Origin of the sequence: Streptomyces sp. NPDC004327, from assembly GCF_042873935.1 — a bacterium.
GTDB lineage: Bacteria > Actinomycetota > Actinomycetes > Streptomycetales > Streptomycetaceae > Streptomyces.
The window spans coordinates 663,489-681,646 of record NZ_JBIAME010000003.1; the positions used below are offsets into that span (position 1 = coordinate 663,489).

At 71.6% G+C, this 18,158-nt stretch carries 18 protein-coding genes; 8 read left to right on the forward strand and 10 right to left on the reverse strand.

What is annotated here, in order from left to right; genetic code table 11:
• Positions 1 to 178 precede the first annotated feature (178 nt).
• Positions 179 to 709: a MarR family winged helix-turn-helix transcriptional regulator gene (locus ACFYU9_RS13600; RefSeq protein WP_389344649.1), complete on the forward strand. Its 531-nt coding sequence runs from the start codon at positions 179 to 181 to the stop codon at positions 707 to 709.
• 54 nt (positions 710 to 763) lie between these two features.
• On the opposite strand, the gene ACFYU9_RS13605 is transcribed toward ACFYU9_RS13600, so the two are convergent.
• From ACFYU9_RS13605 to ACFYU9_RS13630, 6 genes are all read right to left on the reverse strand, one after another.
• On the reverse strand, positions 764 to 1,237 hold the full coding sequence (locus tag ACFYU9_RS13605; RefSeq protein WP_389344651.1) for a hypothetical protein: 474 nt from the start codon (positions 1,235 to 1,237) through the stop codon (positions 764 to 766).
• Between the two features lie 115 nt (positions 1,238 to 1,352).
• A complete protein-coding gene (locus ACFYU9_RS13610) occupies positions 1,353 to 2,111 on the reverse strand; it encodes a succinate dehydrogenase iron-sulfur subunit (protein ID WP_389204674.1) in 759 nt (252 codons plus the stop codon).
• On the reverse strand, positions 2,111 to 3,865 hold the full coding sequence (gene sdhA / locus ACFYU9_RS13615) for a succinate dehydrogenase flavoprotein subunit (protein WP_389344653.1): 1,755 nt from the start codon (positions 3,863 to 3,865) through the stop codon (positions 2,111 to 2,113). Before sdhA ends, ACFYU9_RS13610 begins: the two co-directional genes overlap by 1 nt.
• Positions 3,866 to 3,890: 25 nt before the next feature.
• Complete coding sequence (locus ACFYU9_RS13620; RefSeq protein WP_389204672.1) at positions 3,891 to 4,367, reverse strand: succinate dehydrogenase hydrophobic membrane anchor subunit; 477 nt, start codon at positions 4,365 to 4,367, stop codon at positions 3,891 to 3,893.
• An 8-nt stretch (positions 4,368 to 4,375) separates the two neighbouring features.
• Entirely contained in the window at positions 4,376 to 4,756 is a 381-nt protein-coding gene (gene sdhC / locus ACFYU9_RS13625) for a succinate dehydrogenase, cytochrome b556 subunit (RefSeq protein ID WP_389204671.1), read from the reverse strand.
• 203 nt (positions 4,757 to 4,959) lie between these two features.
• Positions 4,960 to 5,502 carry a 2-oxo-4-hydroxy-4-carboxy-5-ureidoimidazoline decarboxylase gene (locus tag ACFYU9_RS13630; RefSeq protein WP_389344776.1) on the reverse strand — a complete coding sequence of 181 codons (543 nt, stop codon included), beginning with the start codon at positions 5,500 to 5,502 and terminating at the stop codon, positions 4,960 to 4,962.
• 214 nt (positions 5,503 to 5,716) lie between these two features.
• On the opposite strand from ACFYU9_RS13630, the gene ACFYU9_RS13635 reads away from it, so the two are divergent.
• Positions 5,717 to 7,348, forward strand: a complete 1,632-nt coding sequence (locus ACFYU9_RS13635) for a glycoside hydrolase family 20 protein (protein ID WP_389344655.1) — start codon at positions 5,717 to 5,719, stop codon at positions 7,346 to 7,348.
• A 154-nt stretch (positions 7,349 to 7,502) separates the two neighbouring features.
• Positions 7,503 to 8,033 carry a hypothetical protein gene (locus ACFYU9_RS13640; protein ID WP_389204669.1) on the forward strand — a complete coding sequence of 177 codons (531 nt, stop codon included), beginning with the start codon at positions 7,503 to 7,505 and terminating at the stop codon, positions 8,031 to 8,033.
• Between the two features lie 53 nt (positions 8,034 to 8,086).
• Here the strand turns inward: ACFYU9_RS13640 and ACFYU9_RS13645 are convergent, their stop codons facing one another.
• The gene (locus ACFYU9_RS13645; protein ID WP_389344657.1) at positions 8,087 to 8,836 is read right to left on the reverse strand and encodes a Clp protease N-terminal domain-containing protein; all 750 of its coding nucleotides are present in this window, start codon (positions 8,834 to 8,836) and stop codon (positions 8,087 to 8,089) included.
• A 452-nt stretch (positions 8,837 to 9,288) separates the two neighbouring features.
• Here ACFYU9_RS13645 and ACFYU9_RS13650 point away from each other — a divergent pair, with 452 nt between their 5' ends.
• Both ACFYU9_RS13650 and ACFYU9_RS13655 read left to right on the forward strand, forming a co-directional pair.
• Complete coding sequence (locus tag ACFYU9_RS13650; protein ID WP_389205269.1) at positions 9,289 to 9,957, forward strand: RNA polymerase sigma factor; 669 nt, start codon at positions 9,289 to 9,291, stop codon at positions 9,955 to 9,957.
• Entirely contained in the window at positions 9,957 to 11,018 is a 1,062-nt protein-coding gene (locus tag ACFYU9_RS13655; RefSeq protein WP_389344659.1) for a hypothetical protein, read from the forward strand. Before ACFYU9_RS13650 ends, ACFYU9_RS13655 begins: the two co-directional genes overlap by 1 nt.
• A 242-nt stretch (positions 11,019 to 11,260) precedes the next feature.
• Here ACFYU9_RS13655 and ACFYU9_RS13660 read toward each other — a convergent pair whose 3' ends face one another.
• Positions 11,261 to 12,166 carry a L,D-transpeptidase family protein gene (locus ACFYU9_RS13660; RefSeq protein WP_389344661.1) on the reverse strand — a complete coding sequence of 302 codons (906 nt, stop codon included), beginning with the start codon at positions 12,164 to 12,166 and terminating at the stop codon, positions 11,261 to 11,263.
• A 236-nt stretch (positions 12,167 to 12,402) separates the two neighbouring features.
• Between ACFYU9_RS13660 and ACFYU9_RS13665 the strand changes: the two genes are divergently transcribed.
• The 3 genes from ACFYU9_RS13665 (at position 12,403) to ACFYU9_RS13675 (ending at position 15,657) form a co-directional block, all read left to right on the forward strand.
• Positions 12,403 to 13,983: a methylmalonyl-CoA mutase gene (locus ACFYU9_RS13665; protein ID WP_389204665.1), complete on the forward strand. Its 1,581-nt coding sequence runs from the start codon at positions 12,403 to 12,405 to the stop codon at positions 13,981 to 13,983.
• Positions 13,984 to 14,130: 147 nt separating this feature from the next.
• The gene (gene leuE, locus ACFYU9_RS13670) at positions 14,131 to 14,790 is read left to right on the forward strand and encodes a leucine efflux protein LeuE (protein ID WP_389204664.1); all 660 of its coding nucleotides are present in this window, start codon (positions 14,131 to 14,133) and stop codon (positions 14,788 to 14,790) included.
• Positions 14,791 to 14,835: 45 nt separating this feature from the next.
• Entirely contained in the window at positions 14,836 to 15,657 is an 822-nt protein-coding gene (locus ACFYU9_RS13675; RefSeq protein ID WP_389204663.1) for a MerR family transcriptional regulator, read from the forward strand.
• A 9-nt stretch (positions 15,658 to 15,666) separates the two neighbouring features.
• On the opposite strand, the gene ACFYU9_RS13680 is transcribed toward ACFYU9_RS13675, so the two are convergent.
• On the reverse strand, positions 15,667 to 16,983 hold the full coding sequence (locus ACFYU9_RS13680) for an alpha-2,8-polysialyltransferase family protein (RefSeq protein ID WP_389204662.1): 1,317 nt from the start codon (positions 16,981 to 16,983) through the stop codon (positions 15,667 to 15,669).
• Positions 16,980 to 17,975, reverse strand: a complete 996-nt coding sequence (locus tag ACFYU9_RS13685) for a glycosyltransferase family 2 protein (RefSeq protein WP_389344663.1) — start codon at positions 17,973 to 17,975, stop codon at positions 16,980 to 16,982. Before ACFYU9_RS13685 ends, ACFYU9_RS13680 begins: the two co-directional genes overlap by 4 nt.
• Positions 17,976 to 18,158: the final 183 nt, after the last annotated feature.

Sequence of the window (18,158 nt, forward strand, 5' to 3'; positions counted from 1 at the left end):
TAATTCGTCAACGAAATACTTCGCTTCGAAGCATGAGGAGGGAGGCGCCGAGGTCTCCCCGGCGCCCCAGTGCTCAGTGCCCGGCGTCCAGTGCCCGGCGTCCAGTGCCCGGCGCCCGGCGCCCGGCGTCGGAGCGCTCACCCGGGGCGGCACCCGCCCGTCGACGTACGATCACTTCATGGCACCCACCGAGGAGACCCCGCAGGACTGGACCGACGGGCACGTGGCCCGCTGGCAGCCGGTGCTGCCCGACCTCGACCCGGCCGTCGAGGGCGCCGTCACCCGGATGAAGAAGCTCTCCGTCCACCTCCGCCGGGTGCGCGAGCAGTCCCTCGTCGACTTCGACCTCGAACGCCACGAGTTCGACACCCTGCACAAGCTCGCCGGCCGCGGCGGCAGCGCCGCTCCCTCCGACCTCGCCCAGGACCTCGACCTCGCCCCGGCCTCCGTCTCCGGCCGCCTCGACGCCCTGGAGAAGCGCGGCTTCATCCGCCGCACCCAGTCCACGACCGACCGCCGCCGCGTGGTCGTCGAACTCACCGCCTCGGGCCGCGAGACCTGGCTCGGCGCGATGGACGTCCTCGGCCACGAGGAGGAACGCCTCCTCGGCGTCCTCACCCCCAAGGAGCGCGCCACCCTCAACGACCTCCTGCGCCGCGTCATGCTCGCCGCCGAGGAAGGCCTCACCGGCGACCACTGGCACGGCTAGGACCGGTCGGCCGGATCAGGGGCTCGGCCGGCCGGAGCGGCTCCTGGGGATCACTCACATGCTCAGCGAGCGGGCGTAGTTGAGCTGGCCCATGACCCAGTGGATGGTGTCCGGCCCGGTCGCCGGGATCATCGTCGCGTGGTGGCGGCCGCCGCTGGTCACCGTGACCTGGATGAAGCCGGTCGTCTGCTTCTCCTTCATCAGCAGGAAGAGCAGCCCGAGCAGGCAGAACAGGAAGAAGATGACCGCGAGCACGATGGCCACCGTCGGCATCTTCTCCTCGGTGCGCGACATGTCCATCGCGTTCCACACGGCGCCCTTCAGCGGCATCGGGCCGGCCGGCGTCATGATCTGGTCGCCGACCACCGTGATGTCCCCGAGCGACAGCACCGGCGCGCCCGCGCCCATCGGGAACTGCGCGGGCACCGGCGGGTACTGCGGCGGCACCGGCGCGCCGCCGGCCTGCCGGCCCGGGCCCCACTCGTAACCCCCGGCGTCCCCGGCCTGGTAAGGGTTCGGCTCGCTCATCAGTCCCCGTCCTCCATGTACGTACGCACACATGCGAAAGCCCGCTTCTGCACGTCGCAGCGTACAGAAGCGGGCTCTCCGCCGGTGACCTGGTGTCAGGTACCGATCCGGTGGATCAGAAGCGACGCGTGATCAGCGCGCGCTTCACTTCCTGGATCGCCTTCGTGACCTCGATGCCACGCGGGCAGGCGTCGGTGCAGTTGAACGTCGTGCGGCAGCGCCACACGCCGTCCTTGTCGTTGAGGATCTCCAGGCGCTGCTCGCCGGCCTCGTCACGCGAGTCGAAGATGAAGCGGTGCGCGTTGACGATCGCGGCCGGGCCGAAGTACTGGCCGTCGTTCCAGAAGACCGGGCAGGACGACGTGCACGCGGCGCACAGGATGCACTTGGTGGTGTCGTCGAAGCGCTCGCGGTCCTCGGCGGACTGCAGGCGCTCGCGGGTCGGCTCGTTGCCCTTGGTGACCAGGAACGGCATGACGTCCCGGTACGCCTGGAAGAAGGGCTCCATGTCGACCACGAGGTCCTTCATCACCGTGAGGCCCTTGATGGCCTCGACGGTGATCGGCTTCTCGGGGTTGATGTCCTTGATCAGCGTCTTGCAGGCGAGCCTGTTCTTGCCGTTGATCCGCATCGCGTCCGAGCCGCAGATGCCGTGCGCGCACGAGCGGCGGAAGGTCAGCGTGCCGTCCAGGTCCCACTTGATCTTGTGAAGGGCGTCGAGGACACGCTCCTTCGGGTCGATCTCGATCTGGAAGTCCTCCCAGACCGCCGCGTCCGAGACCTCGGGGTTGAAGCGGCGGATGCGGAGGGTGACCGTGATGTACGGGGAGGCGGCGGACTCCGCCTCGACCTTGTCCAGTACGGGGGTAGCCATCAGTACTTACGCTCCATCGGCTGGTAGCGGGTCTGGACGACCGGCTTGTAGTCGAGACGGACGGTCTCGGAGCCGTCCTCGCCGACCTCGCGGTACGCCATGGTGTGGCGCATGAAGTTGACGTCGTCGCGGTTCGGGTAGTCCTCGCGGTAGTGACCGCCGCGGGACTCCTTGCGCGCCAGGGCCGAGACGGCCATGACCTCGGCCAGTTCGAGCAGGTTGCCCAGCTCGATGGCCTCCAGGAGGTCGGTGTTGAAGCGCTTGCCCTTGTCCTGGATGGACACGTTCTTGTAGCGCTCGCGCAGCTCGGCGATCTTCTCGACGGCCGTCTTGATGGTCTGCTCCGTACGGAACACCATCACGTTGGCGTCCATCGTCTCCTGGAGCTCGCGGCGCAGGTCGGCGACCCGCTCGCTGCCCGTGGAGTTGCGCAGGTTCTCGATCTGCGCGACGACCATGGCCTCCGGGTTCTCCGGGAGCTCGACGAAGTCGTGCTTGGCGGAGTACTCGGCGGCGGCGATGCCGGAGCGCTTGCCGAAGACGTTGATGTCCAGGAGCGAGTTGGTGCCGAGGCGGTTGGCGCCGTGCACGGAGACACAGGCGACCTCGCCGGCCGCGTACAGGCCCGGGACGACGGTGGTGTTGTCCGAGAGGACCTCACCCTCGACGTTGGTCGGGATGCCGCCCATGGCGTAGTGAGCGGTGGGCTGGATCGGGATCGGGTCCGTGTAGGGCTCGATGCCGAGGTACGTGCGCGCGAACTCGGTGATGTCCGGGAGCTTGGCGTCGAGCTGCTCCGGCGGGAGGTGCGTCAGGTCCAGGTAGACGTGGTCGCCCTCGGGACCGCAGCCGCGGCCCTCGCGGATCTCCGTGTAGATGGAGCGGGAGACGACGTCACGGGACGCGAGGTCCTTCATGACCGGCGCGTACTTCTCCATGAAGCGCTCGCCGTCCTTGTTGCGGAGGATGCCGCCCTCACCGCGGGCGCCCTCCGTCAGCAGGATGCCCATGCGCCAGATGCCCGTCGGGTGGAACTGGAAGAACTCCATGTCCTCCAGGGGCAGGCCGCGGCGGTAGCAGGCGGCCTGGCCGTCACCGGTCAGGGTGTGGGCGTTCGACGTCACCTTGAAGAACTTGCCGGTGCCGCCGGAGGCGTAGATGACCGACTTCGCCTGGAAGACGTGGATCTCGCCGGTGGCCAGCTCGTAGGCGACCACACCGGCGGAGTGCTTGACCCCGTCGACCTCGGTGATCAGCTGGTCCAGGACGTAGAACTCGTTGAAGAACTCCACGCCCTCCTTGACGCAGTTCTGGTACAGCGTCTGGAGGATCATGTGGCCGGTGCGGTCCGCGGCGTAGCAGGACCGGCGGACCGGGGCCTCGCCGTGGTTGCGGGAGTGACCGCCGAAGCGGCGCTGGTCGATGGTGCCGTTCGGGGTGCGGTTGAACGGCAGGCCCATCTTCTCCAGGTCGAGGACGGCGTCGATGGCCTCCTTCGCCAGGATCTCGGCGGCGTCCTGGTCGACCAGGTAGTCACCGCCCTTGACCGTGTCGAAGGTGTGCCACTCCCAGTTGTCCTCCTCCACGTTCGCCAGCGCGGCGGCCATGCCGCCCTGCGCGGCGCCCGTGTGGGAGCGGGTCGGGTACAGCTTCGTCAGCACGGCGGTGCGGCTGCGCTTCGTCGCCTCGATGGCGGCGCGCATGCCGGCGCCGCCGGCGCCGACGATGACGGTGTCGTACTTGTGGATCTTCATGACGTGGATTACCTCAGCCCCGTGCCTAGCGGATGTTCGGGTCGAAGGTGAAGATCACCAGCGTGCCCAGAAGGATGGTGAACACCGTGGCGGTGTACAGCAGGCCCTTGAGCCACAGGCGCGTGTTGGCGCGCTCCGCGTAGTCGTTGATGACGGTGCGGAGGCCGTTGGCGCCGTGCAGCATCGCGAGCCACAGCATCAGCAGGTCCCAGACCTGCCAGAACGGGGACGCCCAGCGGCCGGCCACGAAGGCGAAGCCGATCTTGGAGACGCCGCCGTCCAGGAAGAGCTGGATCAGCAGGTGGCCGAGGACCAGGACGACGAGGACCACGCCCGAGAGGCGCATGAAGAGCCACGCGGCCATCTCGAAGTTGCCGCGGGTCGCGCGCGGGGTCTTGCCCGTGCGCTTGCGGGGGGCCTCGATGTACGGGGCCGGGTTGTCCACGTCGTAGTGGGCCGCGCCCTCGACGGGACCGATGGCGGAGGTGGTGTCAGCAGACATGTCTGGCGTCAGCTCCCGAACAGTTCACGTGCGGCGTGCCCGAGGACCGGGTAGAGCGAGAAGGCCATCAGCACGACCCAGATGCCCACGACGGTCCAGAGCATCTGCTTCTGGTAGCGCGGGCCCTTGGACCAGAAGTCCACGGCGATGACACGGAGACCGTTCAGCGCGTGGAAGAGGATGGCAGCGACGAGGCCGTACTCGAGGAGTGCGACGATCGGCGTCTTGTAGGTCGCCACGACACTGTCGTACGCCTCGGGGGAGACGCGGACGAGAGCGGTGTCCAGCACGTGTACGAACAGGAAGAAGAAGATGAGGACGCCGGTGACTCGATGAGCCACCCAGGACCACATTCCTTCCCGGCCGCGGTACAGCGTTCCAGCCGGCACGGAAAAACCCTCCGGGAGCGGGGATCGGGGCCGGCCGGCTTCTCTGTCGGTCTGGCCCGGCCGGGTACGGTCCACCGGCCCCGGTCATCGTAGCGACGACTTGTCGGTTCGCTCGCGCGGGGTCCATAGGTGTGATCAAACAGGCACGGACGGCCTATCAGCGCGCAACGAATCGGCCCCTTTCCGGCCCATTGCGGCCGAACTCACCGCGTCTGAATCGAACACGTGAGCCGAGTGCGGGCCAGCCGGCGCAGTTCCTCGGCGGCGACGACCCGTTCCTCCTCCCTTTCGTTGCCGAGACGTGACCGGATCGCGGCGAGCACCTGGTCGAGCCGCTCGCCTTCCGGCACCCCGTCGAGGCTGATCACGAAGGCGTGGCCGAAGCGGGCCTCGTACGCGGCGAGGGCGGCGCCGAGCGCCGTGCGGGCGGCCGGCGGCGCGTCCGGGTGCGGCGGGGCCGGGGTCTCGCGGGCCAGGGCCTCGGCGAGGTCGGCGCGCCGGAGGTCGTAGCCGGCCTCGTCGGCGGCGGCGAGCAGCGCGTCGAGGGTCGGGTAGGGGCGGTGCGCCGTCACCCGTTCGGCCCAGCGGTGGCTGCCGCAGCAGGTGAGCAGCAGGGCCTCGGCGGCGGCGGACGGGGCGGTGTTGAAGCGGGCGAGCCCGCCGTCCGGCCGGGAAGAGTGCCGGTCGGTGGCCTGTTGGGCGGGTATGGCGGGAGGTTCCAGGGTCCGGCAGGGGGCGGCGTGGATGTCGCTGGACAGCGGGGACTCCGGGAGCGAGGCGTGGAGGTACTGGGGGGAAGCGGTGGGGTGGATGTGACTCCACGCTATCGACGGGAAGAGGGAAGTGTCCGACGGGTGCGCGAATTTCACCTGGACGAGTGCGTTTCGTCGATCACGTGGACAGAAGGCCGGAGAACGTCCGGGATGCCGGGGTTCGTGCGATGAGGGAGGATTCCGGGTGATGCGGTACTCCATACGAGGGCCCCGTCGGGGCCCCGCACTGATGGCGGCCGCGGTGGCACTGGTCACCGTGGCGGCCTGTTCGAACGGTTCCTCCGCCGGACCGTCCGCCGTCGCCTCCCCCTCGGGGAGCGGCCCGGGCGGCACGGTCACCTCCGCGCCCCCCACGCCGCCGCCCCCGCCGAGCCCGACGCCCACCAGGACGTACCCGCTCTCCACCGCGCCGCAGGTCATCCCGGCGGTCCGGGCCTTCCAGGCGGCGCGCGGACCCGGCTGGAAGCCCGGCCCGGGCACCGGGGTCGTCGTCGCGGCGAAGGACGCGGCCGCCCTCTCCGACGAGGCCCGGCTGATCGCGGGCGAGCTGCACGTCCCCTACCGCGGCACGGCCGCCGCCGGTCCCGGCGACGTGAGCCTCGCGCTGGGCGGGACCGGCGGCACCGAGTCGTACACCCTCGCCGTCCACGGCGGGCAGGTCCGCATCACCGGGCCAGGGCAGACGGGTGTGTTCTACGGCACCCGGACGCTCAAGCAGTCCGTCAGGTCGACCGGCGCGATACCCGAGGGCACGGTCACCGACGCGCCCGCGAAGCCGCAGCGCGGGCTGATGGTCGACATCGCCCGCAAGTACTTCTCCGCCGGCTGGATCGAGGCCCGGCTGCGCGAGATGGCCGACCTCAAGCTCAACCAGCTCGGTCTGCACTTCTCCGACGACCAGGGCTTCCGCATCGCCTCGGACACCCACCCCGAGATCGTCTCCGCCCAGCACCTCACCAAGGCGGAGGTGCGGCGGATCGTGGCCCTCGCGCAGAGCCTGCACATCGCGGTCGTCCCCGAGATCGACTCGCCCGGACACCTCGGCGCCGTCATCGCCGCGCACCCGGACCTCCAGCTCGTCAGCGCGACCGGGCGGACGCCGCGCGGGGCGGTCGACATCTCCAAGCCGGCCGCCGGGAAGATCGTCGACGAGCTGCTGCGCGAGTACACGGGCCTGTTCCCCGGCGCGTACTGGCACCTCGGCGGCGACGAGTACGTGGCCCTGATGTCCAGCAACCCGGAGGCGAGCTACCCGCAGCTCGCCCGCGCCGCCACCGCCCGCTTCGGCCCCTCCGCGCGCGTGCAGGACCTGGCCACCGGCTGGCTGAACGACCGCGCGGCCGTGGTCCGCCCCACGGGCAAGGCCATGCGCGCCTGGAACGACGGCTTCTACGCGGGCGGCGTGACCAGCGCGGCCGGGGACCTCCAGGTCGCCTACTGGACGGGCCGCGAGATCGGCGCCCGCCTGCCCACCGCGTTCCTGAGCGCCGGCCGCAAGGTGATCAACTACAACGACGAGTACCTGTATTACGTGCTCGGCCAGCCCAACAACTTCACCTACCCCACCGGCCGCCGCATCTACGAGCAGTGGACCCCGCTGGTCCTGCGCGGCACCACCCCGGTCCCCGCCCGCTACGACCCCCAGATCCTCGGCGGCAGCTTCGCCGTCTGGTGCGACCTGTCCGCCGCCCAGACCCAGGCGCAGGTGGCGGACGGCATCCGGATGCCGCTGACGGCGCTCTCCCAGAAGCTGTGGGACGCGCGACGGCCGAGTCTGAGCTGGGAGGCGTTCAAGGGCTTGGCGGTGCGGGTGCGCTGACGCCTTTCTTCCTTACCCCGTCGTCGGCCGTCGTCCGACCCCTATGCAGCACGCGAAGGCCACTGGCATGATTCCGGCCGCGCAGTGACGAAAAAGCGCCCCTCGGCGCAGTAGGGGAAGTACTGCGTCCGCATCTGGTGGCGAGGAGGCGTCCATGGCGTCCGAGACGAGCACGAGCCTGCTGGGGCTGATCGACCGGGCCGACGAGCGGGGCCTTGCCGCCGCCGGGCTCGCCTGCCTGGACCGGTGCCTGCCGGTGTTCGCGCCCGACCGCGCCGACGTGCTGCGTCCGGTGTGGGCCGCGGTGGCGCGCGGTGACGGCGGGGCCTGGGCCGAGGCCGTCGGGAAGGCGCGCGTGGAGCTCGGCGTGGACGGCGTGGACGGCGCGCGGGACGACGAGGCGACCGCGCTCGTCCGCGCGATGCTCGCCGGGGCGCCCGTCGAGTGGGCAGTGGAGCCGCTGCGGGCCTGGGCGCGGGAGTGCTCGGGGGCGGCGCTCGCCGTGCACGAGGGGTACGACGCCACGGACGCGGGCCCGCTGTTCGCGGGCGAACTCCGCCGCCAGCAGGCCGTCCTGGAGTCGGCCGCGCACGGCCCGACCGGGCTGCGCCGGGCCCGGGACCTGTCGACGGAGGGCGGGCGCGTCCTGCGCGCGGTCGTCTCGCGCAGGGCACGCACCGCCTGAGCTTCCTGCCGGGGGCCGTCGGCTCTCCGGCTGCTCCTCACTCTGCTTTCTCGCTACTCCTTCGGCTCCTCGAGATTCAGCGAGGCGATCGCCTCGCCGATCTCCCGCTCGGCCCGCGCCTTGTCCAGGCCGAGACCCGCGAGCGTGCCCTTGCCGTCCTCGAACTCCAGGAGGGCGAGCAGGATGTGCTCGGTGCCCACGTAGTCGTGGCCCAGCCGCAGCGCCTCGCGGAAGGTGAGCTCCAGGACCTTCTTGGCGTCCGCGTCGTACGGGATGAGCGCGGGCACCTCCTCGGCGGCCGGCGGCAGCGTCGCGCCGACCGCCTCCCGCAGCCGCTCCGGGGAGACGCCCTGGCCGGTGATCCAGCGCACGGCGAGTCCCTCGGGCTCGGCGAGCAGGCCGAGCGCGAGGTGAGCCGGCCCCGTCTTGTCGTTGCGGGCGGCGGTCGCCTCGTTCTGCGCGGCCACCACCACGTTCCTGGCCCGGGGCGTGAACCGGCTGAAGCCGGCGGCAGGGTCCATCTTGGCCGCGTCCGCCGCGCTGTCGTCCTTGGGGACGAAGCGCTTCTGGACGGCCTGCCGGGTGACGCCCATGCTCCTGCCGATGTCGGTCCAGGAGGCGCCGGCGCGCCTGGCCTGGTCCACGAAGTGTCCGATGAGGTGGTCGGCGATCTCGCCCAGGTGGTCCGCCGCGATGACCGCGTCGGAGAGCTGGTCGAGGGCGTCTTCCGGGTGGGACTTCTTGATCGCGTCGATCAGGTCGTCCAGACGCACGGGCTGGGTCACGCCGAGTGGATTCGTCATGAGCGCAACCTTAGGTTGACACCCGCAGGGTGTCAACGATGGGTTGACACCCTGCCCGAAGGTTTCCGTGGAGGCGTCCGCAGAGGCGTCCGCGGAGGCACGGGAAGAGGGGCACGGGAAGAGGGGGGCGCGAGTACGCGCAGAGGCCCCGGCAAAGGAAAAGGGCGCCCTCGTCGGGCGCCCTGAAAAGGAAGACGACCGGGGCCGCCACCCCCCACAGGAGAGGCCCCGGTCGTCGTCCGCGGAGCCGCAGCACGGCCCCGTACTCCCTTCAGCGCCGTGCGTGCGTTTTCTGTCACACCCCGCGTCACCCCAGGCGAAGTTGCCAGTTGTACAAAGAACCGGACCCGCGTGGACGCGGCGCCCGAAAAGGACGTAGCGTTCTGCTGCGCCCCGGGCGGCGTGCGGTGACGACCAGCCGCGAGGTGCGCGACGACGAACAGGTGTGGGGAGTGCTGGGGGACGAGGCGGAGCTGACGGCCGCAGTGCTCGCCGCGCAGAACGGCGACGAGGACGCCTTCCGTACCGTGTACCGAGCGGTGCATCCGCGGCTCGTCGGCTACATACGGACTTTGGTCGGCGAGGCCGACGCCGAGGACGTCGCCTCCGAGAGCTGGCTGCAGATCGCCCGCGACCTCGACCGCTTCGAGGGCGACGCCGACCGCTTCCGCGGCTGGGCCGCCCGGATCGCCCGCAACCGCGCGCTCGACCACATCCGGATGCGCGGCCGCCGCCCCGCCGTGGGCGGCGACGAGACCGAACTGACCGACAAGCCCGCCGACTCCGACACCGCGGACGAGGCACTGGAAGCCCTGGCCACCGGCCGCACCATGCACCTGATCGCCCAACTGCCGCAGGACCAGGCCGAGGCCGTCGTCCTGCGCGTCGTCGTCGGACTCGACGCCAAGAGCGCCGCCGACACCCTCGGCAAGCGCCCCGGCGCCGTCCGCACCGCCGCCCACCGCGGCCTCAAGAAGCTCGCCGAACTCCTCGGCGCGGCCGATGCCGACGGCGACACCGCCGCGCTCGACGGCGTACCGCCGCAGCGCGGCCGACGGACCGGGGCTCCGGCTCCCGGACGTGTGACGCAATCACGCCCGCGGACGCAGAAGGACATGTGATGGCCGACGAGCGGTATGCATGGCTCGACAGGGAGGCCGCGGAGCGGCTGCTGCGCGGCGAGCCCGTCGACCCCGCCGACGCCGCCGGCCGCGACCAGGCCCGACTCCTCGCCCGCGCCCTCGACTCGGCCCGTACGCCCCCGGCCGCCGCCGGCCCCGACGGCGAACTCCCCGGTGAGGCCGCGGCCCTCGCCGCCTTCCGCAAGGCGACCGCCGAGCGGGCGGCCGTGGCCGCGGAGCAGGCCGCGCCGGGCCAGAGCGGATACGCCGACCTCGGCGCCGTCCGGCTCGCGCCGGTCACCACGGGCAGCCGCTGGGGACGTTCGCTCCGGTACGGGCTGGCCGCCGCCTTCGCCGCCGTCACGGTCGGCGGCGTCGCCGTCGCCGCCGGCACGGGCGTGCTGCCGCTGACCCGCGACCCCGACGCCGGCCGTTCGGTCAACGCCGTCGACACCACCGATCCCACGGTCTCCGGCTCGCCCACCGGCGGCATCGGCACCGAGGTGCCCGCCGTGCCGTCCACCGGCCCCGGCCGCACCACGGCGCCCGGATCCACCGACGGCCCGGACGCCACCACCGCGGGACCCGGCGGCGGCACCGCCACCCCCGGCGGCACCGGCACCGGCGGCCAGGGCGGGGTGAGCGCCGCCGAGCGCGACCGGGTCCTCAAGGCGTGCCAGGACTTCCGCTCGGGCAAGCTCGCCGACAGCGGCCGGCAGCGGCTGGCCGAGGCGCTCAAGAGCGGCGACACCGTCAAGCGCTACTGCGACCGCGTCCTCTCCGGCGTCCCGGTCAACACGGCCACGCCGTCCACCGGCCGCACGTCCTCCGGATCCGCGAACGGCGGCTCGGGGAACGGCTCCGGCAAAGGGGCCGGCACCGGCAAAGGGAGTGGTTCCGGCTCCGACACGGGCAACGCCGACGGCGACGACAAGAGCGATCGAGGAGACCGGAAGCGCGATCGGGGCGGTGACCGCGAAGGTGACCGGAACCACGACCGGAATCGTGTCGGAGGCGCTGACGGCGCTCACGGCCAGGGCCACGGCAGGAGCCGTGCCTAGCACGGCGGGAACGGCTCTGCTCCGTCCGTGAAGCACGGCACGGACCGCGCGCGTTCAATAGCGCCGAAAACCGGGTGTGACACCCAGGTGTGACACTTTCCGGCCCGCCGGCGCAGTACTGAGTGAGCCGACTGGTCATCGGCGAGCGCAAGGAGCCGGGGTTCCCCCCGTACCTTCGGCTCGGCGCACCGGCGCGGGTGGGGCACGTTCCCCCGGTCCCACCCGCGCCCTCTCTTCTCACCTCACCAGTAGACGACGACCTTGTCGCCGACCTTCACCTGGTCGAAGAGCGCCGCCAGCTTCACCTTGTCCCGGACGTTGACGCAGCCGTGCGAGGCCCCCGCGTAGCCGCGGGCCGCGAAGTCCCGCGAGTAGTGCACGGCCTGGCCGCGGCTGAAGAACATCGCGTAGGGCATCGGCGTGTGGTAGATCGTCGACGTCCACTCGCGCGCCTTCCACTCCACGTGGAACAGGCCCTCGCGGGTCGGCGTGTTCTCCGAGCCGAAGCGCACGTCGAAGGACGACACGACCTTGCCGTCGATCATCCAGGCCAGCGTCCTGGTCTCCTTGCTGATGCACATCACCCGGCCGGTCAGGCAGCGCGGATCGGGCGCGTCCAGCTTGTTGGTGGTCGACGGCCGCAGCTCGTCGGCGGTCGGCTCGTGCGTGACGGACAGCAGCGTCCGCCACGTCGTCTCGTCGACCGAGCCGGTCTCCGGCAGGCCCCGGCGCGCCTGGAACTTGCGGACCGAGGCCGCCGTCAGTGATCCGTAGAAGCCGGTGGGCGCCCGGTCGAAGAAGTCGAGCTGCCGCAGCCGCGCCTGGAGCTCGCGCACCTGCGCGTTCTCGTCGCCGTCGCCCAGCAGGGCCTTGGGCGCCGGCTTGCCGGTGGTCGCGCTCGCCGACGGCGTGGCGGACGACGGCGTGGCCGAGCCGGCCGGGGAGGACGACGGCTTGTCGTCGGACGTGGCGCTCGCGCTCGCCGATGGCGTGGCGGCCGCGCCGCTCGACGCCGTGCCGGCCGGGCCCTTGGTCGGATCCGCTCCCGGACCCGACGCGTCGGGCGTACAGCCGGCGGCCAGTGCCACCACCGCCGCGACGGCCGTACCGGCCATGATTCCTCTGCTGACGACGGACGAACGCTTCATCGGAGCCCCCCGGGAACGACGTGTGTACACAGGGGATGTCTTCCCGGCCCCGCGCGGTTGCGCACGTGACCGAATCGAGACGGGCATGCTGTGAGGAAGGTCCCAGCGGGCCGCCCTCCTCCCTGTCGTACGGGCGGGGCTACAGTCCGTCGCGAGGGTCGGTACCACTGAGCAGCGGACCGGACAGCGGACTGAAACAGCGGACTGAGCAGCGGGAAGCAGCGGAGGCACACCACATGGCGCGCGAGTCGGAGTCGGGACTGCCCATCGAGCCGGTCTACGGACCGGACGCCCTGGAGGGCTGGGATCCGGCCGAGAAGCTGGGCGAGCCGGGCGCGTACCCGTTCACGCGCGGTGTGTACCCGTCGATGTACACCGGCAGGCCGTGGACCATGCGCCAGTACGCCGGCTTCGGCACCGCCGTCGAGTCCAACGCCCGCTACAAGCAGCTCATCGACAACGGCACCATGGGCCTGTCGGTCGCCTTCGACCTGCCGACCCAGATGGGCCACGACTCCGACGCGCCCATCGCGCACGGCGAGGTCGGCAAGGTCGGCGTCGCCATCGACTCGATCGAGGACATGCGGGTGCTGTTCGACGGCATCCCGCTGGACAAGGTCTCCACCTCGATGACCATCAACGCCCCCGCCTCGCTCCTGCTGCTGCTCTACCAGCTCGTCGGCGAGGAGCAGGGCGTGCCGGCCGACAAGCTGACCGGCACGATCCAGAACGACGTGCTGAAGGAGTACATCGCCCGCGGCACGTACATCTTCCCGCCGCAGCCCTCGCTGCGGCTGATCGCGGACATCTTCAAGTACTGCAAGGCCGAGATCCCGAAGTGGAACACCATCTCGATCTCCGGCTACCACATGGCCGAGGCCGGCGCCTCGCCCGCGCAGGAGATCGCCTTCACCCTCGCCGACGGCATCGAGTACGTCCGCACCGCGGTCGCCGCCGGCATGGACGTGGACGACTTCGCGCCCCGGCTCTCCTTCTTCTTCGTGGCCCGCACGACGATCCTGGAGGAGGTCGCCAAGTTCCGGGCGGCCCGCCGGATCTGGGCGCGGGTCATGAAGGAGGAGTTCGGCGCGAAGAACCCCAAGTCGCTGATGCTCCGCTTCCACACCCAGACCGCGGGCGTGCAGCTCACCGCCCAGCAGCCCGAGGTCAACCTGGTGCGCGTCGCCGTCCAGGGCCTCGCGGCCGTCCTCGGCGGCACCCAGTCGCTGCACACCAACTCCTTCGACGAGGCCATCGCGCTGCCGACGGACAAGTCGGCCCGGCTGGCGCTGCGCACCCAGCAGGTCCTCGCGTACGAGACCGACGTCACCGCCACCGTCGACCCGTTCGCCGGTAGTTACGTCGTCGAGAAGATGACCGACGACGTCGAGGCCGCGGCGGTCGCCCTGATGGCGAGGGTGGAGGAGCTCGGCGGCGCGGTGCACGCCATCGAGCACGGCTTCCAGAAGAACGAGATCGAGCGTTCGGCGTACCGGATCGCGCAGGAGACGGACACCGGCGAGCGGGTCGTCGTCGGCGTCAACCGCTACACCGTCGACGTCGAGGAGCCCTACGAGCCGCTGCGCGTCGACCCGGCGATCGAGGCCCAGCAGGCCGAGCGCCTCGCCCGGCTGCGCGCCGAGCGCGACCAGGCGGCGGTGGACGCGGCGCTCGCCGAGCTGAAGAAGGCGGCGGAGGGCACGGACAACGTCCTCTACCCGATGAAGACGGCGCTGAAGGCGCGGGCGACGGTGGGCGAGGTGTGCAACGCGCTGCGCGAGGTGTGGGGCACGTACGTCCCGACCGACGCGTTCTGACGGTCGCGTTCTGAGGGTCGCGTTCTGCCAGTCGCGTTCCGACCGACGCGTGACGGCGCCGGCCGTCCGGCGCCCGGGCGGAGCGGTCAATTCCGCCTGGTGGAACCCGAAAGCGGAGTGTCGTACCCATGTGCGACACTCCGCTTCATGCTGGGTGTCACCGATCTGCCGACCTATCTCGCCGGGCTCGTCCTCATCATCCTCCTGCCGGGGCCGAACTCGCTCTACGTGCTGTCCGTCGCCGCCCGCAAGGGCACCCGGACCGGATACAAGGCCGCGGCCGGTGTGTTCACCGGCGACACGGTCCTGATGACGCTGGCCGCCCTCGGCGCGGCCTCGCTGCTCCAGACCACGCCGCTGCTCTTCATGATCGTGAAGTACGCGGGCGCGGGTTACCTGGCGTGGATGGCGTACGGGATGCTGCGCGCCGCCCTCGGCATGTGGCGCTCCCGCGGCGAGGCCCTCGCCGACGAGCCGGCCGCCGCGCCAGAGACGGGAGCGGCGGAGCACCCGTACCGCCGGGCGCTGATCATCAGCCTCTTCAACCCCAAGGCGATCCTCTTCCTGATCTCCTTCTTCGTGCAGTTCGTGGACCCCTCCTACGCCTACCCGGCGCTGTCCTTCCTGGTCCTCGGCGGCCTGCTCCAGCTCGGCAGCTTCCTCTACCTCACCACCCTCATATTCAGCGGCACGCGCCTCGCCGCCGCCTTCCGCCGCCGCAAGCGCCTCTCGGCGGGGGCGACCTCGGCCGCGGGCGCGCTCTTCCTGGGCTTCGCGGTGAAGCTCTCGCTGAGCAGCGCCGCCTGACCGTTTGACCCTCACACCGTGTGAGGCCGTTCCGTAGGGGTCGTCATGTTCACCATCGGAGACTTCGCCCGGCACGGGCGGGTGTCGGTCCGGATGCTGCGTCACTACGACGCCATCGGACTGCTGCGCCCGGCCCATGTCGACCCGCACAGCGGCTACCGCTTCTACGAGGCGGCCCAGCTCGCCCGGCTCAACCGCGTCATCGCGCTCAAGGAGCTCGGCTTCACCCTGGAACAGGTGCAGTCGATCCTCGACGAGCAGGTGGGCCCGGAGGAGCTGCGCGGGATGCTGCGGCTGCGCCAGGCCGAGCTGGAGACGGCCGCCGCCGAGGCGGCGGCCCGGCTCGCCCGGGTCGGGGGACGGCTCCGTGCCATCGAGAGTGAGGGACGCATGTCCACGCAGGACGTCGTCGTCAAGAAGGTGCCCGCCGTCCGGATCGCCGAGCTGAGCGCGATCGCCGCGAGCTTCGGCCCCGACGACATCAGCCCGGTGATCGGGCCGCTGTACGAGGAGCTGTGCGGCCGCCTGGAGGCCGCCGGGGTCAAGGGCTTCGGGCCCGGCATCGCGTACTACGAGGACGCCGGGCGCGGTGACGGCTCGGTCGTCGTGCACGCCGGCATGACCGTGCCGGAGGGCACGGCCGCGGAGGGCGTCGAGGTGCTCGTGCTGCCCGGGATCGAGGAGGCGGCCACGGTCGTCCACCGCGGTTCCATGGACGAGATCCTGCCGACCGCGCAGACGCTGGCGAGCTGGATCGACACCAACGGCTACGCCTCGGCCGGCTACGCCCGCGAGCTGTACCTGGAGTGCCCCGAGGACACCTCCCGCTGGGTGACCGAGCTCCAGGAGCCGGTCACCCGCGTCTGACCGGCGGGCTCAGCCCAGCGCCCGCCGCTTCAGCTTCAGCGCGCGGCGGGCCAGCCGGCGCAGGCCCGGGTGGCGGGGGACCGGCAGGCCGCCGGGCAGGCCGAGCGAGGTGAGCCGGCGGCGGGTGAAGTGGTGCCGGGTGCCGGCGGCCAGCGGTCCGGACAGGTGGCGCACGGCCGCGTCCCGCAGGTCCGGCCGGATCTTCGGCTGCATCGCGAAGCCGACCGCCGCCACCAGGCCCTGCAGCCCGGCCCCGGTGAGCGGCTCCCGGCCCGGCTCCTCCAGGTCGGGCACGAGGGAGTCGACGAGGGCCACGGGCACCCGGTTGCTGTTCTGGTACGGCGTGAGCCGGGCGAGCAGTGGCCGGGTGCCGACCTTCGCGGTCTCGATGCCGTAGAAGGCGCTCGCGGTGAACAGCGCCGTGGAGAAGCAGCCGACGACGAGCGCGGGCCGCAGCTCGCGGTAGAGCACCTCGGCGAGCACCGGCCGGTCCTCGACGGTCAGTTCGGCGCCGAGCGCCTCGGCCTCCCTGACCAGCGCCCGCGACCAGGCGTCGGGCGCGGTCGGGTGCGGCTTGAAGACGAGCCGGCGGTGGCCGCGGGCGACCGCGCCGCGCACCATGCGCAGATGCAGCTCGCCCTCCTCCTCGGCGGTGAGCAGGGAGAGCGCGGCCAGGTACTGGCCGAGCAGCAGGGCCGGGCCCTGCCCGGTGGCCGCCGGCCCCGCCAGCTCCTCGACGACCTTGGTGAACGCCTCCGTCGGCACGGTCTCGGCGACCGCCCCGAACTCGGCGAGCAGCAGCGGCGCGAGCCCCGGCACCAGGTCCAGGTGGAGCAGCCGCCGCACCCGCTCGCCGACCAGCGGGTCGATCTTGTTGCGGGTCGGGCCGTAGCTCATCAGGCCGTCCGCGTAGACGTCGACGGACGCGTCCGGGAAGAGCTGGGCGATCGTCAGCGCGGGCGCGACCTGGAGGGACTCGACGACGAGCTCGATCCGGTCGGTGCCCAGCCCCCACAGCAGCCGCAGATGCCGCTGGAGCATCGGCAGGTCGTCCTGGCGGGGCGTCCAGCCGCCCGGGTGGAGCGGCTCGATCGTCGCGTTCCAGTCCAGGACCTCGTCGAAGCGGCCGCGCAGCCGCTCGAAGCCGGGCATCCGGTCGAGCGGGGTGGTGGTCTCGGGCACGGCCGCGTTGGTGGACACCAGCAGTATCCGGCGGTCGGCCGGGCCGAAGCAGCCGCTGTCGAGGGCGGCGGCCAGGGTCGCGGCGCCGTACAGCGTCGAGGCGTAGAAGATCCGGGTCGTCCTGCGTACCGGGGCGGTGCTCATGCGGCGTTCGTCTCCTGGGGGGCCGGTGCGGGTGCGGGGCGGCGGCGCTTGAGCCGGCGCAGCGGGCCCGCCCGGTCCTCGCCCATCGCCGTCAGGGCCTCGGCGAGCACGTCCTGCGGCATCCTGCGCAGTGCGCCCGCGCTCATCGCCCGCAATTTCCGGCCGACTTCGGGTTCGAATTTCGCCATGGTGTTGAGGTGATGGGAAATCACCGCGCAATACGTGCGAACGGCCTTGGGCAACAACCGGTCCGCTTCCGGATCCCGCCCCGTTTCCTCGATCACCTGGTCGAAAGCGCGAATGAAATCGAGCTGGCGGACATCGCCGATCTGAGTGAGCGAGGTGGCGACACCGCGACGGTAGAAGATGCCGAGTTCACCGGTGACGGCGAAGGATTCCGCCTCGCGGTGCAGCCGCCAGATCCACGGCCGGTCCTCCGCCGTGCGCAGGCCGTGGGTGAAGTGCAGCAGACCGCGGTCGAGCAGCCGCCGCCGGTACAGCCCGGCCCAGGCGTACGGGTAGTCCACGGAGGTGGTGCGGTCGGCCGGCAGGATCGCCTCGCGCGGCCGCAGCACCTCGTCGCGCCGCCCGACCGGCACCCGCCGCACGGACCGGCTCCGGCCGGTCACCCGGACGTGGTCGGTGCGCAGGAAGTCGCAGTCCAGCTCGTCCATGGCGGCGACGAGCTTCGCGTAGAAGCCGGGCGAGAGCCAGTCGTCGCCGTCGAGGAATGCCAGGTAGGAGCCCCGGGCCGCGTCGAGGCCGGTGTTGCGGGCGGTGGCGAGGCCCTCGTTGCGCTCGTGCCGGATCAGTCGCGCCCCCGGGATCTCGCGCTCGGCGCGCGCCAGGATCTCCGCGGTCCCGTCCGTCGAACAGTCGTCGACGAGAAGGAACTCGAAGTCCTCGCGGGCGTTCGCGCGCAGGCTTCTGAGGGCGTCGGGGGCGTATGTCTGCACGTTGTAGAACGGCACGACGACGGAGAGCTTGACCACGCCCTGGACGCTAGGCGCCGCCCCGGCATTCGTCCTGTCCGGCAAGGGGACACCCGGTGAACACAAAGCGGCGGACCCCTTAACCGGCCCGGATCCGGGCCCCTTTCTGTCCGTTTCCATGGAGGCGTCTTGTCGCTGTTAACCATTTGTTGTGGCCCAGTTGGGCCGTGAATCCCCGAGCCC